Consider the following 17,218-nt stretch of genomic DNA (forward strand, 5'->3'; position numbering starts at 1 on the left):
TCCCCGCCATTGCGCCGCGCGGGGGGCTATGGCAAGCCCCTCCCCGGTCAGCCAAGTCCAACGACAAGCCGGAGAAAAACGTGTCGCACGCCCGCCTCGCCGCCAGCCTTTCCACCTGCCTGCTCGCGCTCGCCGTCGCGGGCTGCGCGCCGGCCGCGGCCGACCGGGCGCCCGTCACCGCGTCGACCGCGCCGCCGCCCGCCGAGGTCGCCCCCGCGGGCGCGGGGCTCGCCGAGCTGTTCCGGAAATATGACGATGCCCAGTTGTCGCTGTCGCCCGAAAGCAAGGCGCGGCGCGGAATTCGCGACGGCGACTATGGCAAATGGACCGACGTCAGCGACGAGGCCGAGGTCGCGCGGCACAAGCTGCAGACTGCGACCGCGGCGGCGCTGAAGACGAGCTTCGACCCCGCCGCGCTTTCCCCCGACGAAGCCCTGTCGTTCGAGCTGTTCGAGGCGCAGGCGGCGCGCGCCGAACGCCTCTTCCCGTTCCGCGACCATGGCTATGTCTTCGACCAGATGAACGGCGCGCAAAGCCAGATGCCCGCCTTTCTGATCAACATGCACCGCGTCGCCAGCGTCGCCGAGGCCGAAGCCTATGTCGCGCGCATCCGCGGGATGGGGCCCGTTCTCGACGCGCTGTCGGCGCAGTCGGCCGAACGCGCAGCGAAGGGATATGCCCCGCCGAAATGGGTCTATCCCTATGTCATTTCCGACATCGAGAACCTGCTCAAGCCCGGCAATGCGGTGATCGAGGACATCGAGGCAAAGATCGCGAAGCTCGATGTCGACGCGGCCGAGAAGGCGCGGCTGACCGGCGCCGCCAGGGCAGCGTGGGCCGAAAGCGCGGGCCCCGCCTACACGCGCCTGCTCGCCGAGATGAAGCGCCAGCAGGCCACCGCGCCGACCGAGGATGGCGTGTGGCGCATGCCCGGCGGCAAGGCCTATTATGAAGCCCTGCTCGCGAGCTACACGACGACCGACATGACCGCGGCCGAGATCCACGACCTCGGCCAGTCCGAAGTCGCGCGCATCCACGGCGAGATGAACAAGATCCGTGAAAAGGTCGGCTTCAAGGGCGACCTGCAGGCCTTTTTCCAGCATCTGCGCACCAGCCCGCAATATTATCATACGACGCGCGAGGGCTATCTGGCCGACGTCGACAGCCATGTGAAGGCGATGGAAGCCCGCCTGCCCGCCTTCTTCCACACGCTGCCCAAGGCGCCGCTGGTGGTGAAGCCGGTCGAGGCGTTCCGCGAGAAATCGGCGGGCAAGGCCTTCTACTCCTCGCCCTCGCCCGACGGATCGCGCCCCGGGACCTATTATGTGAACCTCTACGACCTTCGCGACATGTCGAAGACCGAGCTCGAGGCGCTCGCCTATCACGAGGGCGTCCCCGGGCATCACCTCCAGCGTGCGGTGCAGACCGAACTCGAGGGATTGCCGCCTTTCCGCCGCTTCGGCGGCTTCACCGCCTATACCGAGGGCTGGGGCCTCTATACCGAGGAACTCGGCAAGGACATGGGCTTCTATACCGATCCCTCCAGCGATTTCGGGCGGCTCGGCATGGAGCTGTGGCGCGCGTGCCGGCTCGTCGTCGACACCGGCATCCACGACAAGCGCTGGAGCCGCGAACAGGCGATCGCCTACCTCAAGGCCAACACGCCGAACCCCGATGGCGATATCGAAAAGGCGATCGAGCGCTATGTCGTCTATCCGGGACAGGCGACCGCCTATCTGATCGGCAAGCTCAAGATCATGGAATTGCGCGGCCGCGCGCAGGCCGCGCTGGGCCCGCGCTTCGACTATCGCGATTTCCACCAGGTCGTGCTCGAATCGGGTCCGGTGCCGCTCGACGTCCTCGAACGGCGCGTCGACGCGTGGATCGCGACCCGGAAGAGTTAACGCGATTGACGATTGCGACTTGACGCGCCGCACCAAAAGGCAAAGGGTTTTCCCAAGTCAGAGCGGCGGCACAAAGTCGCCCGGGGGTCGGTCTCGTGATGTCGGAAACTTCCTCTACGCCCGCGGGCGCGGATGCAAAGGCGCCGTTCGAACTGCATTATTTCGCGCCCGATCCCGATCTGGCCGAACTGGTGTCCAGTTTCTATTTCGCGCGCATCGATATGCCCGTGTTCGACGAATATGAACGCGCCGACCGACCGCAATTCCGGTTCCTGACCTATGCCGACGGCGAATATGTGTTCGCCGACGGACACCATGAAGCCGCCCTTTCGGCGCAGGTGATCGGGCCGACCAGCGGCCGCGTGCGCGCGATCTGCCGCGGGCCGACCTGCCTCTATGGCTTCGGGCTGATGCCCGCCGGATGGGCGGCGCTGATGGGCGACGGCGCCGAGAAATTCACCGATCGCGCGATCGATGCGACCGACCTGTTCGGCGACTGGATCGGCGAGGCCAGCGCCGCGCTGCTCGGCACCGACACGGTCGAGGAACGGCTGGTGATCGCGAACAATATCGTGCGCGAGATCCTGAAGCAGGACCAGCCGGCACCGCTGTGGTTCATCCGGATCGTCGACCGCTGGCTGACCGAATCGGCGTCGCCGCAGGTCCCCGATCTGGTCGAGGCGACGGGCATGTCGATCCGTTCGGTCGAGCGGATGACCAAACATTATTACGGCCTGTCGCCGCGGATGCTCGCGCGCAAATATCGCGCGGTGCGCGCCGCGGCGATTCTCGCGCGCGGCGAAAAGCTCGACGAGGCCGAACTCGGCGATGCCTTTTACGACCAGTCGCACCTGATCCGCGAGATCAAGCGCTTCGCGGGCGCCACGCCGGGGCAGCTCGCACGGCCGTCGAGCTACACCGAGGCGACGGCCAAGGGCCGCAAGAAACTCGCCGGCCGGGTGAGCCCGATGGTATCGGATACCTGAGCGGACCGTTCACCATCAAAAATTTCGCCGATCGTCGTTTTGGCGTTTCCGTACAATCGCGACTCAGCGCGGCGCCATATTCGGGTGCTGCGACCCAGAAGAGCTCTTCCTCCTCGCGAGGACTAGAGACCTTCATCTTGGCACTCATTCGGCTCCGGCCGGGTGGGTGCCTTTTTTTGTTTGCGCGTTCCTGACCGCGCTTGCTTGCGCCGCGGCGATGCCCCGCCTATATAAGTGGAGTAATTTACTCCAGTTAAGAATCGTTCGCAATTTGCGAACGGAGAAACGATGCGCCTGTCCAACCTTGCCGACTATGCCGTGGTGCTGATGAGCGCCGCCGCCCGCCAGTGCGGGTCGGTGCCGATTCACGCCGGCATGCTCGCCGAACAGACGGGCATTCCCGGCCCGACGGCGCAGAAGCTGGTAAGCGGGCTCGCGCGGGCCGGGCTGCTCGTCGCGTCGCGCGGCAGCGGCGGCGGGGTAAGGCTCGCGCGGCCCGCGGCGGCGATCAGCGTCGCTGACATCATCGAGGCGGTCGAAGGGCCGATCGCGCTCACCGCGTGCGTCGCCGAGGGGCGCCACGATTGTTCGCTCGAGGGCAGCTGCAAGGTGCAGCCGCACTGGGGCGTGGTGAACGGCGCGGTGCGCGGGGCGCTGGCGGGGATCAGTCTGGCGAGTTTGAGCGTGCTTCCCAAAGCCGCTCGCCCTGAGCTTGGCGAAGGGTCGTCCTTCCTTGTGGGCAGCGGCACAGAAAAGAGCAGTGCTTCGACAAGCTCAGCACGAACGGGTTTTTGAGATGGATGAAGTGAAAATCAAGGATCAGGCCGCGCACGACGCCGCGGCGAAAGTCGCCGATTACGAGCATGGCTGGTCCTCGGCGATCGAGACCGACTTCGCGCCCAAGGGGCTGACCGAGGATACGGTCCGCTTCATCTCGGCCAAGAAGAACGAGCCCGAATGGATGCTCGACTGGCGGCTGAAGGCGTTCCGCCACTGGCAGACGATGGAGACGCCCGACTGGGCGAAACTCAACGTCCCGCCGATCGACTATCAGGACGCTTATTATTACGCGGCGCCCAAGGCGAAACCGAAGCTCTCGAGCCTCGACGAGGTCGATCCCGAAATCCTCGAAGTCTATAAAAAGCTCGGCATCCCGATCGAGGAGCAGAAGGTGCTCGCGGGCGTCGAGGGCGCGCGCAAGGTCGCGGTCGACGCGGTGTTCGACAGCGTCAGCGTCGCGACGACCTTCCGCGAGGAACTGAAGCGCGCGGGCGTGATCTTCCTCTCGATCAGCGAAGCGATCCGCGAATATCCCGAGCTGGTCAAGAAGTGGCTCGGCAAGGTCGTGCCGATGCACGACAATTATTTCGCGACATTGAACTGCGCAGTCTTTTCGGACGGGACGTTCGTTTATGTGCCCGAGGGTGTGCGCTGCCCGATGGAGCTGTCGACCTATTTCCGCATCAATGCCGAGAATACGGGGCAGTTCGAACGGACGCTGATCGTCGCCGACAAGGGCGCTTACGTCAGCTATCTCGAAGGCTGCACCGCGCCGATGCGCGACGAGAACCAGCTCCATGCCGCGGTGGTCGAGCTCGTCGCATTGGACGATGCCGAGATCAAATATTCGACCGTCCAGAACTGGTACCCCGGCAATGCCGAGGGTCTGGGTGGCATCTATAATTTCGTGACCAAGCGCGCGCTCTGCCAGGGCAAGCGCAGCAAGGTATCGTGGACGCAGGTCGAAACCGGCAGTGCGATCACGTGGAAATATCCGAGCTGCGTGCTCAACGGCGACGACAGCGTCGGCGAATTCTATTCGGTCGCGGTCACCAACAATTACCAGCAGGCCGACACCGGCACCAAGATGATCCACAATGGCAAGCGCACGCGTTCGACCATTGTTTCTAAGGGGATCAGCGCGGGCAAGTCGAACAACACCTATCGCGGCATCGTCCGCGTCGCGCCCAATGCCGAGGGGGTGCGCAACTTCACCCAGTGCGACAGCCTGCTCCTCGGCAGCGCGTGCGGGGCGCATACCGTGCCCTATATCGAGGTCCGCAACCCCACGGCGACCGTCGAGCATGAAGCGACGACGAGCAAGATCAGCGACGACCAGCTCTTCTACGCGATGCAGCGAGGGCTGGGGCAGGAAGAGGCGGTGGCGCTGATCGTCAACGGCTTCGCCAAGGAAGTGCTGCAGCAGCTGCCGATGGAGTTTGCCGTCGAGGCGCAGAAGCTGCTGGGGATCAGCCTTGAGGGGTCAGTTGGGTGAGCAACGATTTGCCCGAAAATCTCGGAAGCGAGTTCTGGTTTGCATTGTTCATGCTCTTGCTCTGCTGCGCGGGGAGCTATCTCGGCTTCACTCGGGATAATCCGACCGCAGCCTCGGTCGGCGCATTGCTCGCCTTCTTTTATATTCACCGACTGGCGAAGCGCCTTCGCGACGTGCGGCTCGCACGCCACCTGAAACAAAACCCTGAATTATTGCGGATATATAATGCTCAAAATCGATAACCTCCACGCCACCGTCGCCGACAAGCCGATCCTGAAGGGCCTGTCGCTCGCCATCAATGCGGGCGAAATCCATGCGATCATGGGCCCGAACGGCGCGGGCAAGTCGACGCTCTCCTACGTCCTTGGCGGGCGGCCCGGTTACGAGGTCACTGAAGGGTCGGCGACCTTCGACGGGCAGGATCTGCTCGACATGGATCCGCACGAGCGTGCCGCCGCCGGCCTGTTCCTCGGCTTCCAATATCCGGTCGAAATTCCCGGCGTGTCGAACGTCCAGTTCCTGCGCGAGAGCCTCAACGCCCAGCGCAAGGCGCGCGGTGAGGAACCGCTGTCGGGCGGCGATTTCCTGAAGCTCGCGCGTGAGAAGGCGGGGTTGCTCAAGCTCGACATGGACATGCTCAAGCGCCCGGTGAACGTCGGTTTCTCGGGCGGCGAGAAGAAGCGCAACGAGATGGTGCAGATGGGCATCCTCGATCCCAAGCTCGCGATCCTCGACGAGACGGACTCGGGCCTCGACATCGACGCGCTGCGCGTCGTCGGCGACGGGATCAACGCGATCATGCGCCGCCCCGACAAGGCGGTGCTGCTGATCACCCATTATCAGCGCCTGCTCGACTATGTGCAGCCCGATTTCGTCCACGTCCTCGCGGGCGGGCGCATCGTCAAGTCGGGCGGCCCCGAACTGGCGCTCGAACTCGAACGCGAAGGCTATGCGGAGATCGCGGCGTGATGCGCGCGCACGCCTTGATCCTCCCCGTCGCGAAGCGATGGGGAGGTGGCAGCGGCGCAGCCGCTGACGGAGGGGCCATGACACCGCCCCTCCACCACTCGCTACGCGAGCGGTTCCCCTCCCCATGCCCTGCGGGCACAGGGAGGATCGGATGACCGCCGTCCCCACCCGGCGCGACGAAGCGTGGCGCTATAGCGACATCGAAGCGGTGACCGCGGCGTGGCCGCTGCCCGCGCCCGAGAGCATCGTCGTGCCCGCGGGCGGCGATTTCAGGCGCGCGATCGTCCAGGACGAAGGCGCGATCCATCAGATCGAAATGAGCGTCGGCAAGGGCGCGACGGCATCCCTGCACGTCCTCAACATCGGGGGTGCCTATGGCCGCATTGAACTCGCCGTGACGCTGCACGAAGGTGCCGACTTCAACCTCGGCGCGGCGCAGATCGGCGGCGGCGAACAAAATCTCGAGATCGTCACCACCGTCACCCACGCCAAACCCGGCGCGACGTCGCGGCAGATGGTGCGGTCGGTCCTCGGCGGCACCGCGACCGGCACCTATCTCGGCAAGGTCGCGGTCGCGCGCGATGCGCAGCAGACCGACAGCGAGCAGGATGTGAAGGCGATGCTGCTCGACCGCAGCGCGACCGCCAACGCCAAGCCCGAGCTTGAAATCTTCGCCGACGACGTCAAATGCGCGCACGGCTGCGCGATCGGCGAACTCGACGCGATGAGCCTCTATTATCTCCAGTCGCGCGGGCTTCCTCCGGCCGAAGCGAAGAAGATCCTGCTGCAGGCCTTCGTCGCGGGCGTCTTCGACGGCGCCGAGGATGAAGAGCAGTTGCAGGCGCTCGCACTCGCGAAATTGGGGGAGCTGGTGTGAGCACCACGACCGCCCTCCGCACCTTCCCCGACGTCCGCGCCGATTTCCCGGGCCTGACGCCCGGCTGGCACTATCTCGACACCGCCGCGACCGCGCAGAAGCCGCAGGCGGTGATCGACGCAACGGTCCATGCGATGGGCCGCGACTATGCGACCGTGCACCGCGGCGTCTATGCGCGATCGGCCGACATGACGCTCGCCTATGAGGCGGCACGGCGGCGGATCGCGGCGTTTATCGGCGCGAAGGAAGAGCAGATCGCCTTCGTGCGCGGCGCGACCGAGGCGATCAACCTCGTGGCTTACTCGCACCCCAAGAAGGGCCGCGTGCTGCTGTCGGTGCTGGAGCATCACAGCAATATCGTGCCGTGGCAGCTGGCGGGCTGGCAGGTCGACGTGTGCCCGCTCACCGCCGACGGCTGCATCGACCTCGATGCAGCCGAAAAGATGCTGACCCCTGACCATGAGATGGTCGCCTTCGCGCATGTCTCGAACGTGCTGGGCAGCCCGCTCGACGTCGCCCGCGCGGCCGAACTCGCGCACCGCGTCGGTGCCGAACTGCTGGTCGACGGCTGCCAGGCGGTGCCGCGGCTACCGGTCGACGTCGCCGCGCTCGGCTGCGACTATTATGTCTTTTCGGGGCACAAGCTTTACGGCCCGACGGGCATCGGCGTGCTGTGGAGCGATAAGCTCGACGCACTGCCACCGTGGCAGGGCGGCGGATCGATGATCGACCGCGTGACCTTTGCCAAGACGACTTACGCCCCCGCCCCCACGCGCTTCGAGGCGGGCACGCCCGCGATCGTCGAGGCGATCGGGCTCGCGGCGGCGATCGATTATGTCGATGCGGTCGGCGTCGCGGCGATCCACGCGCATGAGGTCGCGCTGGTCGGGACCTTGCGCGAGGCACTCGCGCGGCGGAACAGCATCACGCTGTTCGGCCCCGAAAACAGCGCCGGAATCGTAAGCTTTGCGATGGCGGGGGTTCATCCGCACGACATCGGCACTATCTTGGACGAAAGCGGGGTCGCGATCCGCGCCGGGCATCATTGCGCACAGCCGCTGATGGAGCATCTGGGTGTGCCCGCGACCGCGCGCGCGAGTTTTGGCGTTTACAGCAATGACGACGATGTGGCGGCGCTGATCGACGGCCTCGCTCGCGTCGAGAGGATTTTCGGATGAACGAGGAACGGACGATCAGGGTCGAGGAAGTGACGAGCGTCGAGGCGCCGCCCAAAGCGCGCGTCGGCGACGTCGAAACGGCGCCCGAAAAGCTGGAGCGCAAGCGCGACTATCTCGAAGGATTCCTCGCGGCCAAGCCCGCGGCGAGCGAACCGGGCGCGGTCGGCGGCGACCTTTACGAGGCGGTCGTCGGTGCGCTCAAGGATATTTACGACCCCGAAATCCCCGTGAACATCTACGACCTCGGCCTGATCTACAATGTCGAGATCGACGAGGGGCATGTGATGGTCACGATGACGCTGACGACGCCGCATTGCCCGGTCGCCGAATCGATGCCCGCCGAGGTCGAGCTGCGCGTCGGCGCGGTTCCCGGTGTGGGCGATGCCGAGGTCAATCTCGTCTGGGACCCGCCGTGGAGTCCGGAGAATATGAGCGACGAAGCGCGCCTCGAGCTGGGAATGCTGTGATGACCGAGACCAAGACCCGCGCCCGGCCCGCCGCTGTGACGCTCACCGCCGGCGCCGAAGAGCGGATCGCGACGCTGATGGTGTCGGCCCCCGAGGGGGCGATCGGCGTCCGCCTGTCGACCCCGCGCCGCGGTTGCTCGGGGCTCGCTTACTCGGTCGACTATGTCACCGAAGAGGTGAAGTTCGACGAGAAGATCGAGACCCCCGGCGGGGTCTTCTACATCGATGGCGCGTCGGTGCTGTACCTGATCGGCAGCACGATGGACTGGGTCGAGGATGATTTCGCCGCGGGCTTCGTCTTCGAAAACCCCAACGCCAAGGGCGCGTGCGGCTGCGGCGAGAGCTTTACCGTCTGAGCCACGGGCGGTTCCGCCGCGTCCGGGTCACCGGGCGATGGCACGGCTTGCAACGGCTCAGTGACACACCGACCAGCCCACGGTCCGTTTCGCCATGTCGAGATGGAAATGGTCGGCGTGCGCGGCGTTATAGTCGGGCGAGAGCACGGTGCTGAACAGGTCGCACGATCCGTCGCGCACCGCGTGGAGGAATTCGCCGCGCCGGTCGCCCGGTTCCCAGTCGTTGATCAGCGCGATCCGCGTCCCGTCGGCGAGCACAAAGGCGGAAATGTCGATGGCATTGGCGGTCGAATGCTGGCTCTGCGCCTGTTTTCCCGCGATCTTGCGACAATTGTAGCTGCCCAGATTTTCGAGCTGGACGACCTTCTGCCCGAAATATTGCTGCGCGAGCGGCTGGACGACGTCGCGGGTCCACAGCGCCATCGCCGCGGTGACCGCACAGCCGGGCGCGGCGTTCGCGGGGCGCATCGTCGGCACCAGCCGATTGCCCGTGAGCACCATGCGCTGGCTCGCGCGGCACTGATCCTGTCCCACCACCGGACGCCGTTCGTAACCGGCGTTCGCGCGATCGAAGGCGGCAAAGCAGGCGGCATCGTCGCCGGCCAGCCCGATCAGCTTGCGATGCGTCGCCCAGCCCTGCGGATGCGCAAGTTCGAAGCGCGCGGCGGGATCATGTTCGGGATGATCGCGCACCCATTGCATCGCGCGAATCGCGGCGAGACTGAGCAGCAGGGCAACGGCGAACCAGACGAGATAGGGGCGAAGGGTCTTCACCCCGCCATAGTGGGGCGCCGGCCCGCCGAGCACAATGGCCCGGCGTCGGGCGAGCGCCCCTCGCCTCGCGATCAGGCGATCGGTTCGAAGGTCACGACCAGCCCGTCCTTCGGTCGCGGGATCGGCAAGATCTTCCATTCGGGGTCATAGCCCTCCGCCACGACGATCCGGTGCGTGGTGACGACGTGATGGAAGAAGATTTTCGCCTGCATATAGGCAAAGTGGAGCCCCAGGCACATGTGCGCGCCGCCGCCGAAGGGAACCCACGCATATTTGTGCCGGCCGCGCACTTCCTCGGGCGAGAAGCGCATCGGGTCGAATTTTTCGGGATCGGGCCAATGCTCTTCCATCATGTGCGTGACCGCGGGGCTGACCCCGACCGAGGTGCCCGCGGGGATGCGGTAGCCGCCATATTCGAAATCCCGGAGCGCGCGGCGCGGAAAGGTCGGGACCGGCGGGATCAGGCGCAGCGATTCCTTGAACGCCCATTCGGTCAGTTCGAGCTCGCCGAGGCTGTTGTGCCCGACGCCCTCGCCCGCCGGCGCGACCGCGAGCATTTCCTCGCGCAGGCGGTCCTGCCATTCGGGGTGTTTGGCGAGCATCCAGACGAGCGAGGTGACCGAGCTGGTGATCGTGTCGTGCGCCGCCATCATCAGGAAGTTCATATGGTCGACGATGGCATCGGCGCTCAGATAGTCGCCATTCTCGTCGCGCGCGCGGCAGATCTGGCTGAAGATATCCTCGCCCGCGCCCTCGCGCCGTTCGGGCACCATGCGGCCGAAATAGTCGACCAGATAGGCCCGCCCCTTCGCCCCGCGTCCCATCGCGGTGAAGGGCAGCGGCACGCGCACGATGCCGATCGACGCCTGTACCATGTCGACAAAGGCCTTGTTGACCTTGTCCGCTTCGGGGCCCCAGGGGATACCGAGGAAGCTGGTCGCGGCAAGGTCGAGCGTCAGTTCCTTGATCGCAGGATAGAAGGCAAAGGTCTTGCCGCTCCACCGCGCCACGCGGTCCTTGATCCCCGCGTTGAGCGAATCGGCATAGTGGCGCATCGGTTCGGGCTTGAAGGCGACCGAGAGCGTCTTGCGGTCGGCGCGATGCTTTTCGAAATCCATCAGCATCAGTCCACGCGGAAAGAGCAGGTTCAGCACCGGCCCCCATCCCTGTTCGGACGAGAAGATCTTGTCGCGGTCGAACATCACCAGTTCGTTCGCCTCGGGACCGTGCAGCGCGACGCTGCGCCCGCCGAAACTGTTGCTGCGGTAAACGCGGCCATATTTGGCGACCATGCGCCGCGCGAATCCTGGATAGTCGCGCAGCTGGTCGAGCGTCGTGCCGAGCACCGGCAGCCCGTCCTCGCCAGGTATATGGTCGAGCGTCGTTCCGGGATTGCGGGGCAACCAGTGCTGCGTTTCGGGGCCGAAGCGCTTTTCGGACCATTGAATCTGGGCGGGGGCGTTCATGCGGAAGGTCCTCGTCGTTGGGTTTCGGGCGAAGCCTATCGGACTACTGACATCGATGCAAGTAACGCCGCGAGCAGGCCGCGGCACCATTCACCGCAAATTCAACTCGACTCGCGCAATCCGGCATCATGATGATCGGCCCGCACCCGGGTCGTTTCGAAGGACCGAACATGGCAAAATCCTTTCGCCGTCCCCTCTCCCTGCTGCTCGGCGCGCTCGCGACGACCACGTTGGGCGGCTGCTATTATGGCGACGTCAATGGCGCGTACAGCGACGGCTATGCCAGCAACGACTGCCGGGCGCGCTACGGCGACGCCTATTACGACTATGACCCCTATGCCTATGACGACGGTTATGGCTACGACTGCTACGATGGCGGCGACTATGGCGGCGGCTTCGTCAACATCGGTTTCGGCGGCGGCTGGTACGACAATTATTATTACCCCGGCTACGGCCTGTGGATGTTCGACAACTACCGCAACCGCTACCCGCTCCGCGGCCAGTATCTGAACTATTGGGGGGGGCGCCGCGCCTGGTGGAAACATCATGGCAAGGACCCCAACTGGCGCTGGCGCGGCCGCGACCATGACGGCCCGCGCGGCGACGGCCGGCCGGGGCGTCCCGGCGGCTGGGACCGCGATCGCGACCATGATGGTCCGCACGGCACCCGCCCGGGCCGCCCCGGCGCGGGCGACGGCAATCCGCCGACCACCGGCAATCCGGTTCGGCCCGGCCGCCCCGGCGGCTGGGGCGGCGACCGCGACAATGATCGTCCGCACGGCACCCGTCCGGATCGCCCCGGCGCGGGCAACGGCACGCCGCCGACCACCGGCAACCCGGTTCGGCCCGGCCGCCCCGGCGGCTGGGGCGGCGACCACGACAATGATCGTCCGCACGGCACCCGTCCCGGTCGTCCGGGCGCGGGCGGCGGCAATCCCAATCCGCCGGCCGCGACGCCGGATCGCCCCGGCCGGCCCGACCGCGTTCCGGGCGCCGGCCGGCCGCGCCCGTCGCAGGATGGCACCGGCGGCGTGAACCGGCCGCGGCAGCCGTGGCAGCCCGCGCCGCGCCCCGACCGGCCGCAGGCGTCACAGCCCGCGCGTCCGGCCCCCGCCGCGCGGCCGGCACCGCCGCCGCCGCCCGCTGCGAGCGCGCCGCGGCCGAGCCGGCCGACCCCGCCGCGACCGAGCCGCGTCGAGCGCCAGAACCAGGTCCGCGAGCAATAGACGGATCAGCCGGCGGCGACGTCCTCCGCCGCCGGCTCGTCCCCGATCCCCGCCGACACCACCGTCGCGGCGACAAGGTCGCCGATGACGTTGAGCGTCGTGCGGCACATGTCGAGAAAGCGGTCGACGCCGAGCACCAGCCCGATGCCCGCGGGGGGCACCCCGACCATCGCGAGGATCAGCGCGATCACCGGCAGCGATCCGGCGGGCACCCCCGCGGTGCCGATCCCGCCGAGAATGCACACCGCCATCACCATGACCTGTTGCTGCAGCGTCAGGTCGACCCCGAAGAATTGCGCGAGGAAGAGCACGGTCACGCCCTCGAACATCGCGGTGCCGTTCTGGTTCGCGGTGGCGCCGATCGTCAGCACGAAACGCGCGACGCGGTCGGGCAGCCGCAGCCGGTCGCGCGCGACGCGCAGCGCGGTCGGCAGGGTCGCGTTCGACGAGGCGGTGGCGAAGGCCATCACGAACGCCTCCTGCGTCTGCCGGAAAAAGGCGATCGGCGACTTCTTCGCCAGCAGTCTGAGCAGGATCGGGAAGACCACGAACATCTGGAGCCCGAGCGCGAGCAGCACCACCCCGACAAAGGCCGACAGGCGGACCAGCAGGTCGACGCCGAATTGCGCCCCCAGATTGAACATGAAACAGAAGATGGCGATCGGCGCGAGCTGGATGACCAACCCGATCAGCTTCATCGCGACCTCGAACACGCCCTCGATCGCGGCCTTGAGCGCCTGCGTCTGCGGGGTCTGGACGAGCATCAGCCCGATGCCGAAGAACAGCGCGAAGAACATAACCGCGAGCACGTCGCTCTCGCTCATCGCAAGGAAGACATTATTGGGGACGATGGCGACGATCGCGTCCGCGCCGGCCTTTGCCTCGCGGCTGGTCTGGATGATGCTCCCCGCGCGTTCGGCGCCTTCGGCAATCAGCGAGTTCGCCAGCACCGGATCGACCCCCGCGCCGGGCCGGAGCAGGTTGACGAGGAGCAGGCTGATCGCGACCGCGATCGACGAAACGACGATGGTGTAGACCAGGGTGCGCAACCCGACCGTCCTGAGCGCGCGAACCTCCCCCATTTCGGCGACGCCGACGATGAGCGCCGAAACGAGCAGCGGGATGACGAGCATGAAGAGCAAGCGCAGGAAGACGTCGCCGACCTTGCCCAGATAAAAGATCGCCTCGCCGACCCACCGCGCTTCGCCGGCGCCATAATGGACCGCCAGCCCCGCCGCGAGACCGACGAGGAATCCGGCGAGCATCCGCCATTGCAGGCGCCGCGCGCGCGCCTCGTCGCGCCCTGCGGTCGAGCCCGCTTCCGTCTCTGCCATCGTCCGGCTCCCTCGCGCCCTGCGCAGGGCGGCCGGACGTCAGGCGTCAGACGTCGGCCGCGGGTTTGCCTTCCCCGTCCCCTCCATCATCACGCAGATCGCGCCCGGGGGTTCCATGAGAGCGCCCGCGGCGAGCGCCTTCAGGCAAGCAGCCGATCCGGACGGATGCGACGATCAGTCGGTCCTGCTCCGTTCATCGCGGACCATATCCTCTTCCAGCACGAGCCCGCGCGCGCCGCCGTGCGCGGTATGGGCGGGGGCGTGCGGCAGCTCCATCTCGGCGGGATCGGGCACTTCGAGCATGCCTTCCCACTTGGTGATGACGCTGGTTGCCACCGCGTTGCCGACGACGTTGGTCGCGGTGCGGCCCATGTCGAGGAACTGGTCGATCGCGAGGATGATCGCGACCCCTTCGACCGGCAGGCCGAACTGCGCGAGCGTGCCGGTGATCACGACCAGGCTGGCGCGCGGCACCGCTGCGATCCCCTTCGAGCTGATCATCAGCGTCAGCAGGATCAGTATCTGGGTGCTGATCGACAGGTCCATGCCATAAGCCTGCGCGATGAAGATCGTCGCGAAGCTCATATACATCATCGAACCGTCGAGGTTGAAGCTGTAGCCGAGCGGCAGCATGAAACCCGAAATGCGCCGCGGCACCCCGAAGCGGTCGAGCTGTTCGAACATCTTGGGCAGCGCCGCTTCGGACGACGCGGTCGAGAAGGCGATCAGCAGCGGTTCGCGGATATAGCGGATCAGCATCCAGATGCGCTGACGCAGGAAGACCCAGCCGGCCGTCAGCAGGATGACCCACAGCAGAATCAGCGAAGCATAGAATTCGATGAGCAGCTCGAAATAGGTCGCGAGGATGCCGAGCCCGCTCTTCGCGACGACATTGGCGATCGCCCCGAACACCGCGAAGGGCGCAAAGCGCATCACATAGCCGGTGATCTGGAGCATCATCTCGGCGAGCGCATCGGCGCCGCGCACCAGGGGAGCCCCCTTTTCGCCGATCGCCGACAGCGCGACACCGCAGAAGACCGAGAAAACGAGAATCTGGAGAATATTGTTCGTCGCCAGCGCCTCGAGCGCATTCTTGGGGAAGATCGACAGGGTGAATTCCCACGCGTCGAGCTTCTTCACCTCACCCACCATCTTCGCGGCTTCGGCGGCATCGGGGATCGGGGCGCCGACCCCGGGGGTGAAGAGGTTCACCATCAGCAGGCCGAGCGCGATCGACACGAAGCTGGCGGTGATGAACCAGATGATCGCGCGCGTGCCGATACGGCCGAGCGCCGAACTGTCGCCCATATGCGCGATGCCGACGACGATGGTCGACAGCACCAGCGGGGCAACGAGCAGCTTGATCAGATTGAGGAAAATGTCGGACAGCAGCTTGAACGTCTTCGACAGATGTCCGAACCATGCATTGTCGGCCGGAAGCCCGACGTGGACGGCATAGCCCACGACCACGCCGAGCACCATGCCGGCGAGAATATACCACGTCAGTTTACGGTCCATGCGGCCGTTCCCCCCTCTGAAACCTTGTCTGTTCGCGTCCCGATCGCGGCGCGAGGATGCGCCCCTTTGAGCGGTCGCGGCCCGCAGCGTCAAGGGCGCGGGGTCAGGGCGTCCAAAAGGCGAGCGCGAAGCAGCCCGCGACGCCGGTCAGGATGTTGAGCGGCACCCCGATCTTGACGAAATCGGTGAAGCGATAATCGCCGGCGGCATAGACGAGCGTATTGGTCTGATAGCCGACCGGGGTCGCGAAACAGGCGGACGCCCCCATCATCAGTGCGATCAGCAGCGGATAGGGCGACACCCCCGTCGCCTCGGCGATACCGATTACCAGCGGCCCCATCAGCGCCGCAACGGCATTGTTGCTGAGCAGTTCGGACAAGAGCAACGCCGAAAAATAGACCGTCGCGATAACCGCCCAGCGCGGCGCATGCATCAGGAAAGGCTGGATCGCGTCGACCATCAGCGCGACCGAGCCCGCCTGTTCGAGCGCGGCGCCCACGGCGAGCATCGCGAAGATCAGGATCAGCACGTCGCCGTCGATGCTGCGCCACGCCTCGGTCGCGTCGAGGCAGCGCGTGACGAGCACGATGCCGACGCCGATGAAGGCCGCGACGCCGATCGACATCACCCCCGTCGCCGACAGCAGCACCGCGCTTGCCATCACCAGCATCGCGATCCACGCCTTGCGACGGCGAAAGGCGGTCATCGACGTCATCGCGAGACCGATCAGTCCCGTATTTTCGCGGAGCAGCCCGATATTGGCGTCGTCGGCCTCGACGAGCAGGCGGTCGGCGGCGCGGATATTGTTGTCGGCGAGCGTCGGCCCCGGATTGTGACGAAAACGCGCGACGCCGAGGATGCGGACGCGCTGGCGCTGGAGAAACGGAATCTCGCTAAGCGGGCGATCGATCGCGCGGTGGTTGGGAGCGATCGTCACTTCGACCACGGTCGATTTGTCGCCCGTATCACCGCCGATGCCCATCACATAGCGGCCCTCGGCGCGCAGCGTCATCAGCGCCGCACCGTCGATCCGCACGACGATGCGATTGCCGGCCGCAAGCCGGTGGTGCTGCGCCTCCTCGCCAGAGATGAGCCGGCCGCCGGCGATCACCCCGACGACCTGACCGGGCGGCACCCCGATATTCACCGCGTCGAGCGCCATGTCGATCGCCGCATCGCCCTCCGCGAGCCCGAGTTCGGTGAGGTAGAGTTGCTCGGACCCGTCGGCACGCTCGGCGATGCGCGGATAGTCCGACGGCAGGAAACGCGCCATCACGAGCAGTCCGAGCACGCCCGCAGCCGCGATCGCGAGACCGTAGGGGGTGATGCTGAACAGTCCAAAGGGCTCGAGCCCCGCCTGCTCGGCAATCCCCGCGACGACGAGGTTGGTCGAGGTGCCGATGAGGGTCAGGCAACCGCCAAGGACCGCGATCACCGATAGCGGCATCAGCAGCTTCTTCGGCGACACGCCGAGCGCCTCGGCAAGCCGGAAGCAGACCGGCATCATCACCACGACGAAGGGCGTGCTGTTGATGAAGCCCGAGACGAGCAAGCCGCCGCCGAACACTTCGGCAACCGCGAGCCGGGGGTTCCGGCGCGCCCGGCCGACGACATAATTGCCGACCTTGTCGATCACCCCGGTCCGGATCAGCGCGCCCGAGAGGATGAACATCGCGCCCACGGTGAGGGGCGCGCTGTTCGAGAAGACACCATATGCCGCCTTTTCGTCGAGCAGGCCGAGCGCCAGCATCACGCCCGCACCCGCGACCGCGACCACCGACGGCGGAAAACGCTCCCACAGAAAAGCGATGAAGATCCCCGCCAGCACCACCAGCCCGAGCACGGCGCGGTACTCGGTGATCAGGGCGGCGACGGGATCCACGTCGCG

16 protein-coding genes are annotated in these 17,218 nt (G+C 66.3%); 11 read left to right on the forward strand and 5 right to left on the reverse strand.

Annotated features, from left to right (window positions below; translation table 11 throughout):
• Positions 1 to 80: 80 nt before the first annotated feature.
• From EAO27_RS11980 to EAO27_RS12025, 10 genes are all read left to right on the forward strand, one after another.
• A complete protein-coding gene (locus EAO27_RS11980) occupies positions 81 to 1,904 on the forward strand; it encodes a DUF885 domain-containing protein (RefSeq protein WP_242769891.1) in 1,824 nt (607 codons plus the stop codon).
• A gap of 98 nt (positions 1,905 to 2,002) precedes the next feature.
• Positions 2,003 to 2,890, forward strand: coding sequence for a helix-turn-helix domain-containing protein (locus tag EAO27_RS11985; protein WP_242769894.1), 888 nt, complete (start codon positions 2,003 to 2,005; stop codon positions 2,888 to 2,890).
• 288 nt (positions 2,891 to 3,178) lie between these two features.
• Entirely contained in the window at positions 3,179 to 3,685 is a 507-nt protein-coding gene (locus EAO27_RS11990; protein WP_242769897.1) for an Rrf2 family transcriptional regulator, read from the forward strand.
• A gap of 1 nt (position 3,686) precedes the next feature.
• A complete protein-coding gene (gene sufB / locus EAO27_RS11995) occupies positions 3,687 to 5,165 on the forward strand; it encodes a Fe-S cluster assembly protein SufB (protein ID WP_242769901.1) in 1,479 nt (492 codons plus the stop codon).
• On the forward strand, positions 5,162 to 5,407 hold the full coding sequence (locus EAO27_RS12000; protein WP_242769903.1) for a hypothetical protein: 246 nt from the start codon (positions 5,162 to 5,164) through the stop codon (positions 5,405 to 5,407). The genes sufB and EAO27_RS12000 overlap by 4 nt, the downstream gene beginning before the upstream one ends.
• On the forward strand, positions 5,391 to 6,134 hold the full coding sequence (sufC, locus tag EAO27_RS12005) for a Fe-S cluster assembly ATPase SufC (protein ID WP_242769905.1): 744 nt from the start codon (positions 5,391 to 5,393) through the stop codon (positions 6,132 to 6,134). The genes EAO27_RS12000 and sufC overlap by 17 nt, the downstream gene beginning before the upstream one ends.
• A 151-nt stretch (positions 6,135 to 6,285) precedes the next feature.
• On the forward strand, positions 6,286 to 7,011 hold the full coding sequence (locus tag EAO27_RS12010) for a SufD family Fe-S cluster assembly protein (RefSeq protein WP_242769908.1): 726 nt from the start codon (positions 6,286 to 6,288) through the stop codon (positions 7,009 to 7,011).
• The gene (locus EAO27_RS12015; RefSeq protein WP_242769910.1) at positions 7,008 to 8,189 is read left to right on the forward strand and encodes a cysteine desulfurase; all 1,182 of its coding nucleotides are present in this window, start codon (positions 7,008 to 7,010) and stop codon (positions 8,187 to 8,189) included. Before EAO27_RS12010 ends, EAO27_RS12015 begins: the two co-directional genes overlap by 4 nt.
• A complete protein-coding gene (locus EAO27_RS12020) occupies positions 8,186 to 8,656 on the forward strand; it encodes an SUF system Fe-S cluster assembly protein (RefSeq protein WP_242769912.1) in 471 nt (156 codons plus the stop codon). The genes EAO27_RS12015 and EAO27_RS12020 overlap by 4 nt, the downstream gene beginning before the upstream one ends.
• Positions 8,656 to 9,012: an iron-sulfur cluster assembly accessory protein gene (locus EAO27_RS12025; protein WP_242769914.1), complete on the forward strand. Its 357-nt coding sequence runs from the start codon at positions 8,656 to 8,658 to the stop codon at positions 9,010 to 9,012. Before EAO27_RS12020 ends, EAO27_RS12025 begins: the two co-directional genes overlap by 1 nt.
• Before the next feature lie 57 nt (positions 9,013 to 9,069).
• Here EAO27_RS12025 and EAO27_RS12030 read toward each other — a convergent pair whose 3' ends face one another.
• Together EAO27_RS12030 and EAO27_RS12035 are read right to left on the reverse strand one after the other, a co-directional pair.
• A complete protein-coding gene (locus tag EAO27_RS12030) occupies positions 9,070 to 9,786 on the reverse strand; it encodes an extensin family protein (protein ID WP_242769917.1) in 717 nt (238 codons plus the stop codon).
• Between the two features lie 71 nt (positions 9,787 to 9,857).
• Positions 9,858 to 11,252 carry a cytochrome P450 gene (locus EAO27_RS12035; RefSeq protein WP_242769919.1) on the reverse strand — a complete coding sequence of 465 codons (1,395 nt, stop codon included), beginning with the start codon at positions 11,250 to 11,252 and terminating at the stop codon, positions 9,858 to 9,860.
• 170 nt (positions 11,253 to 11,422) lie between these two features.
• Between EAO27_RS12035 and EAO27_RS12040 the strand changes: the two genes are divergently transcribed.
• Complete coding sequence (locus EAO27_RS12040) at positions 11,423 to 12,478, forward strand: hypothetical protein (protein ID WP_242769922.1); 1,056 nt, start codon at positions 11,423 to 11,425, stop codon at positions 12,476 to 12,478.
• Positions 12,479 to 12,483: 5 nt separating this feature from the next.
• Here the strand turns inward: EAO27_RS12040 and EAO27_RS12045 are convergent, their stop codons facing one another.
• The 3 genes from EAO27_RS12045 to EAO27_RS12055 form a co-directional block, all read right to left on the reverse strand.
• Positions 12,484 to 13,812 carry a dicarboxylate/amino acid:cation symporter gene (locus EAO27_RS12045; protein ID WP_242769925.1) on the reverse strand — a complete coding sequence of 443 codons (1,329 nt, stop codon included), beginning with the start codon at positions 13,810 to 13,812 and terminating at the stop codon, positions 12,484 to 12,486.
• A 174-nt stretch (positions 13,813 to 13,986) separates the two neighbouring features.
• Complete coding sequence (locus EAO27_RS12050; RefSeq protein WP_242769927.1) at positions 13,987 to 15,330, reverse strand: dicarboxylate/amino acid:cation symporter; 1,344 nt, start codon at positions 15,328 to 15,330, stop codon at positions 13,987 to 13,989.
• A 103-nt stretch (positions 15,331 to 15,433) separates the two neighbouring features.
• Positions 15,434 to 17,212 carry an SLC13 family permease gene (locus EAO27_RS12055; protein WP_242769929.1) on the reverse strand — a complete coding sequence of 593 codons (1,779 nt, stop codon included), beginning with the start codon at positions 17,210 to 17,212 and terminating at the stop codon, positions 15,434 to 15,436.
• Positions 17,213 to 17,218: the final 6 nt, after the last annotated feature.

Source organism: Sphingopyxis sp. YF1, from assembly GCF_022701295.1.
Classification (GTDB): domain Bacteria; phylum Pseudomonadota; class Alphaproteobacteria; order Sphingomonadales; family Sphingomonadaceae; genus Sphingopyxis.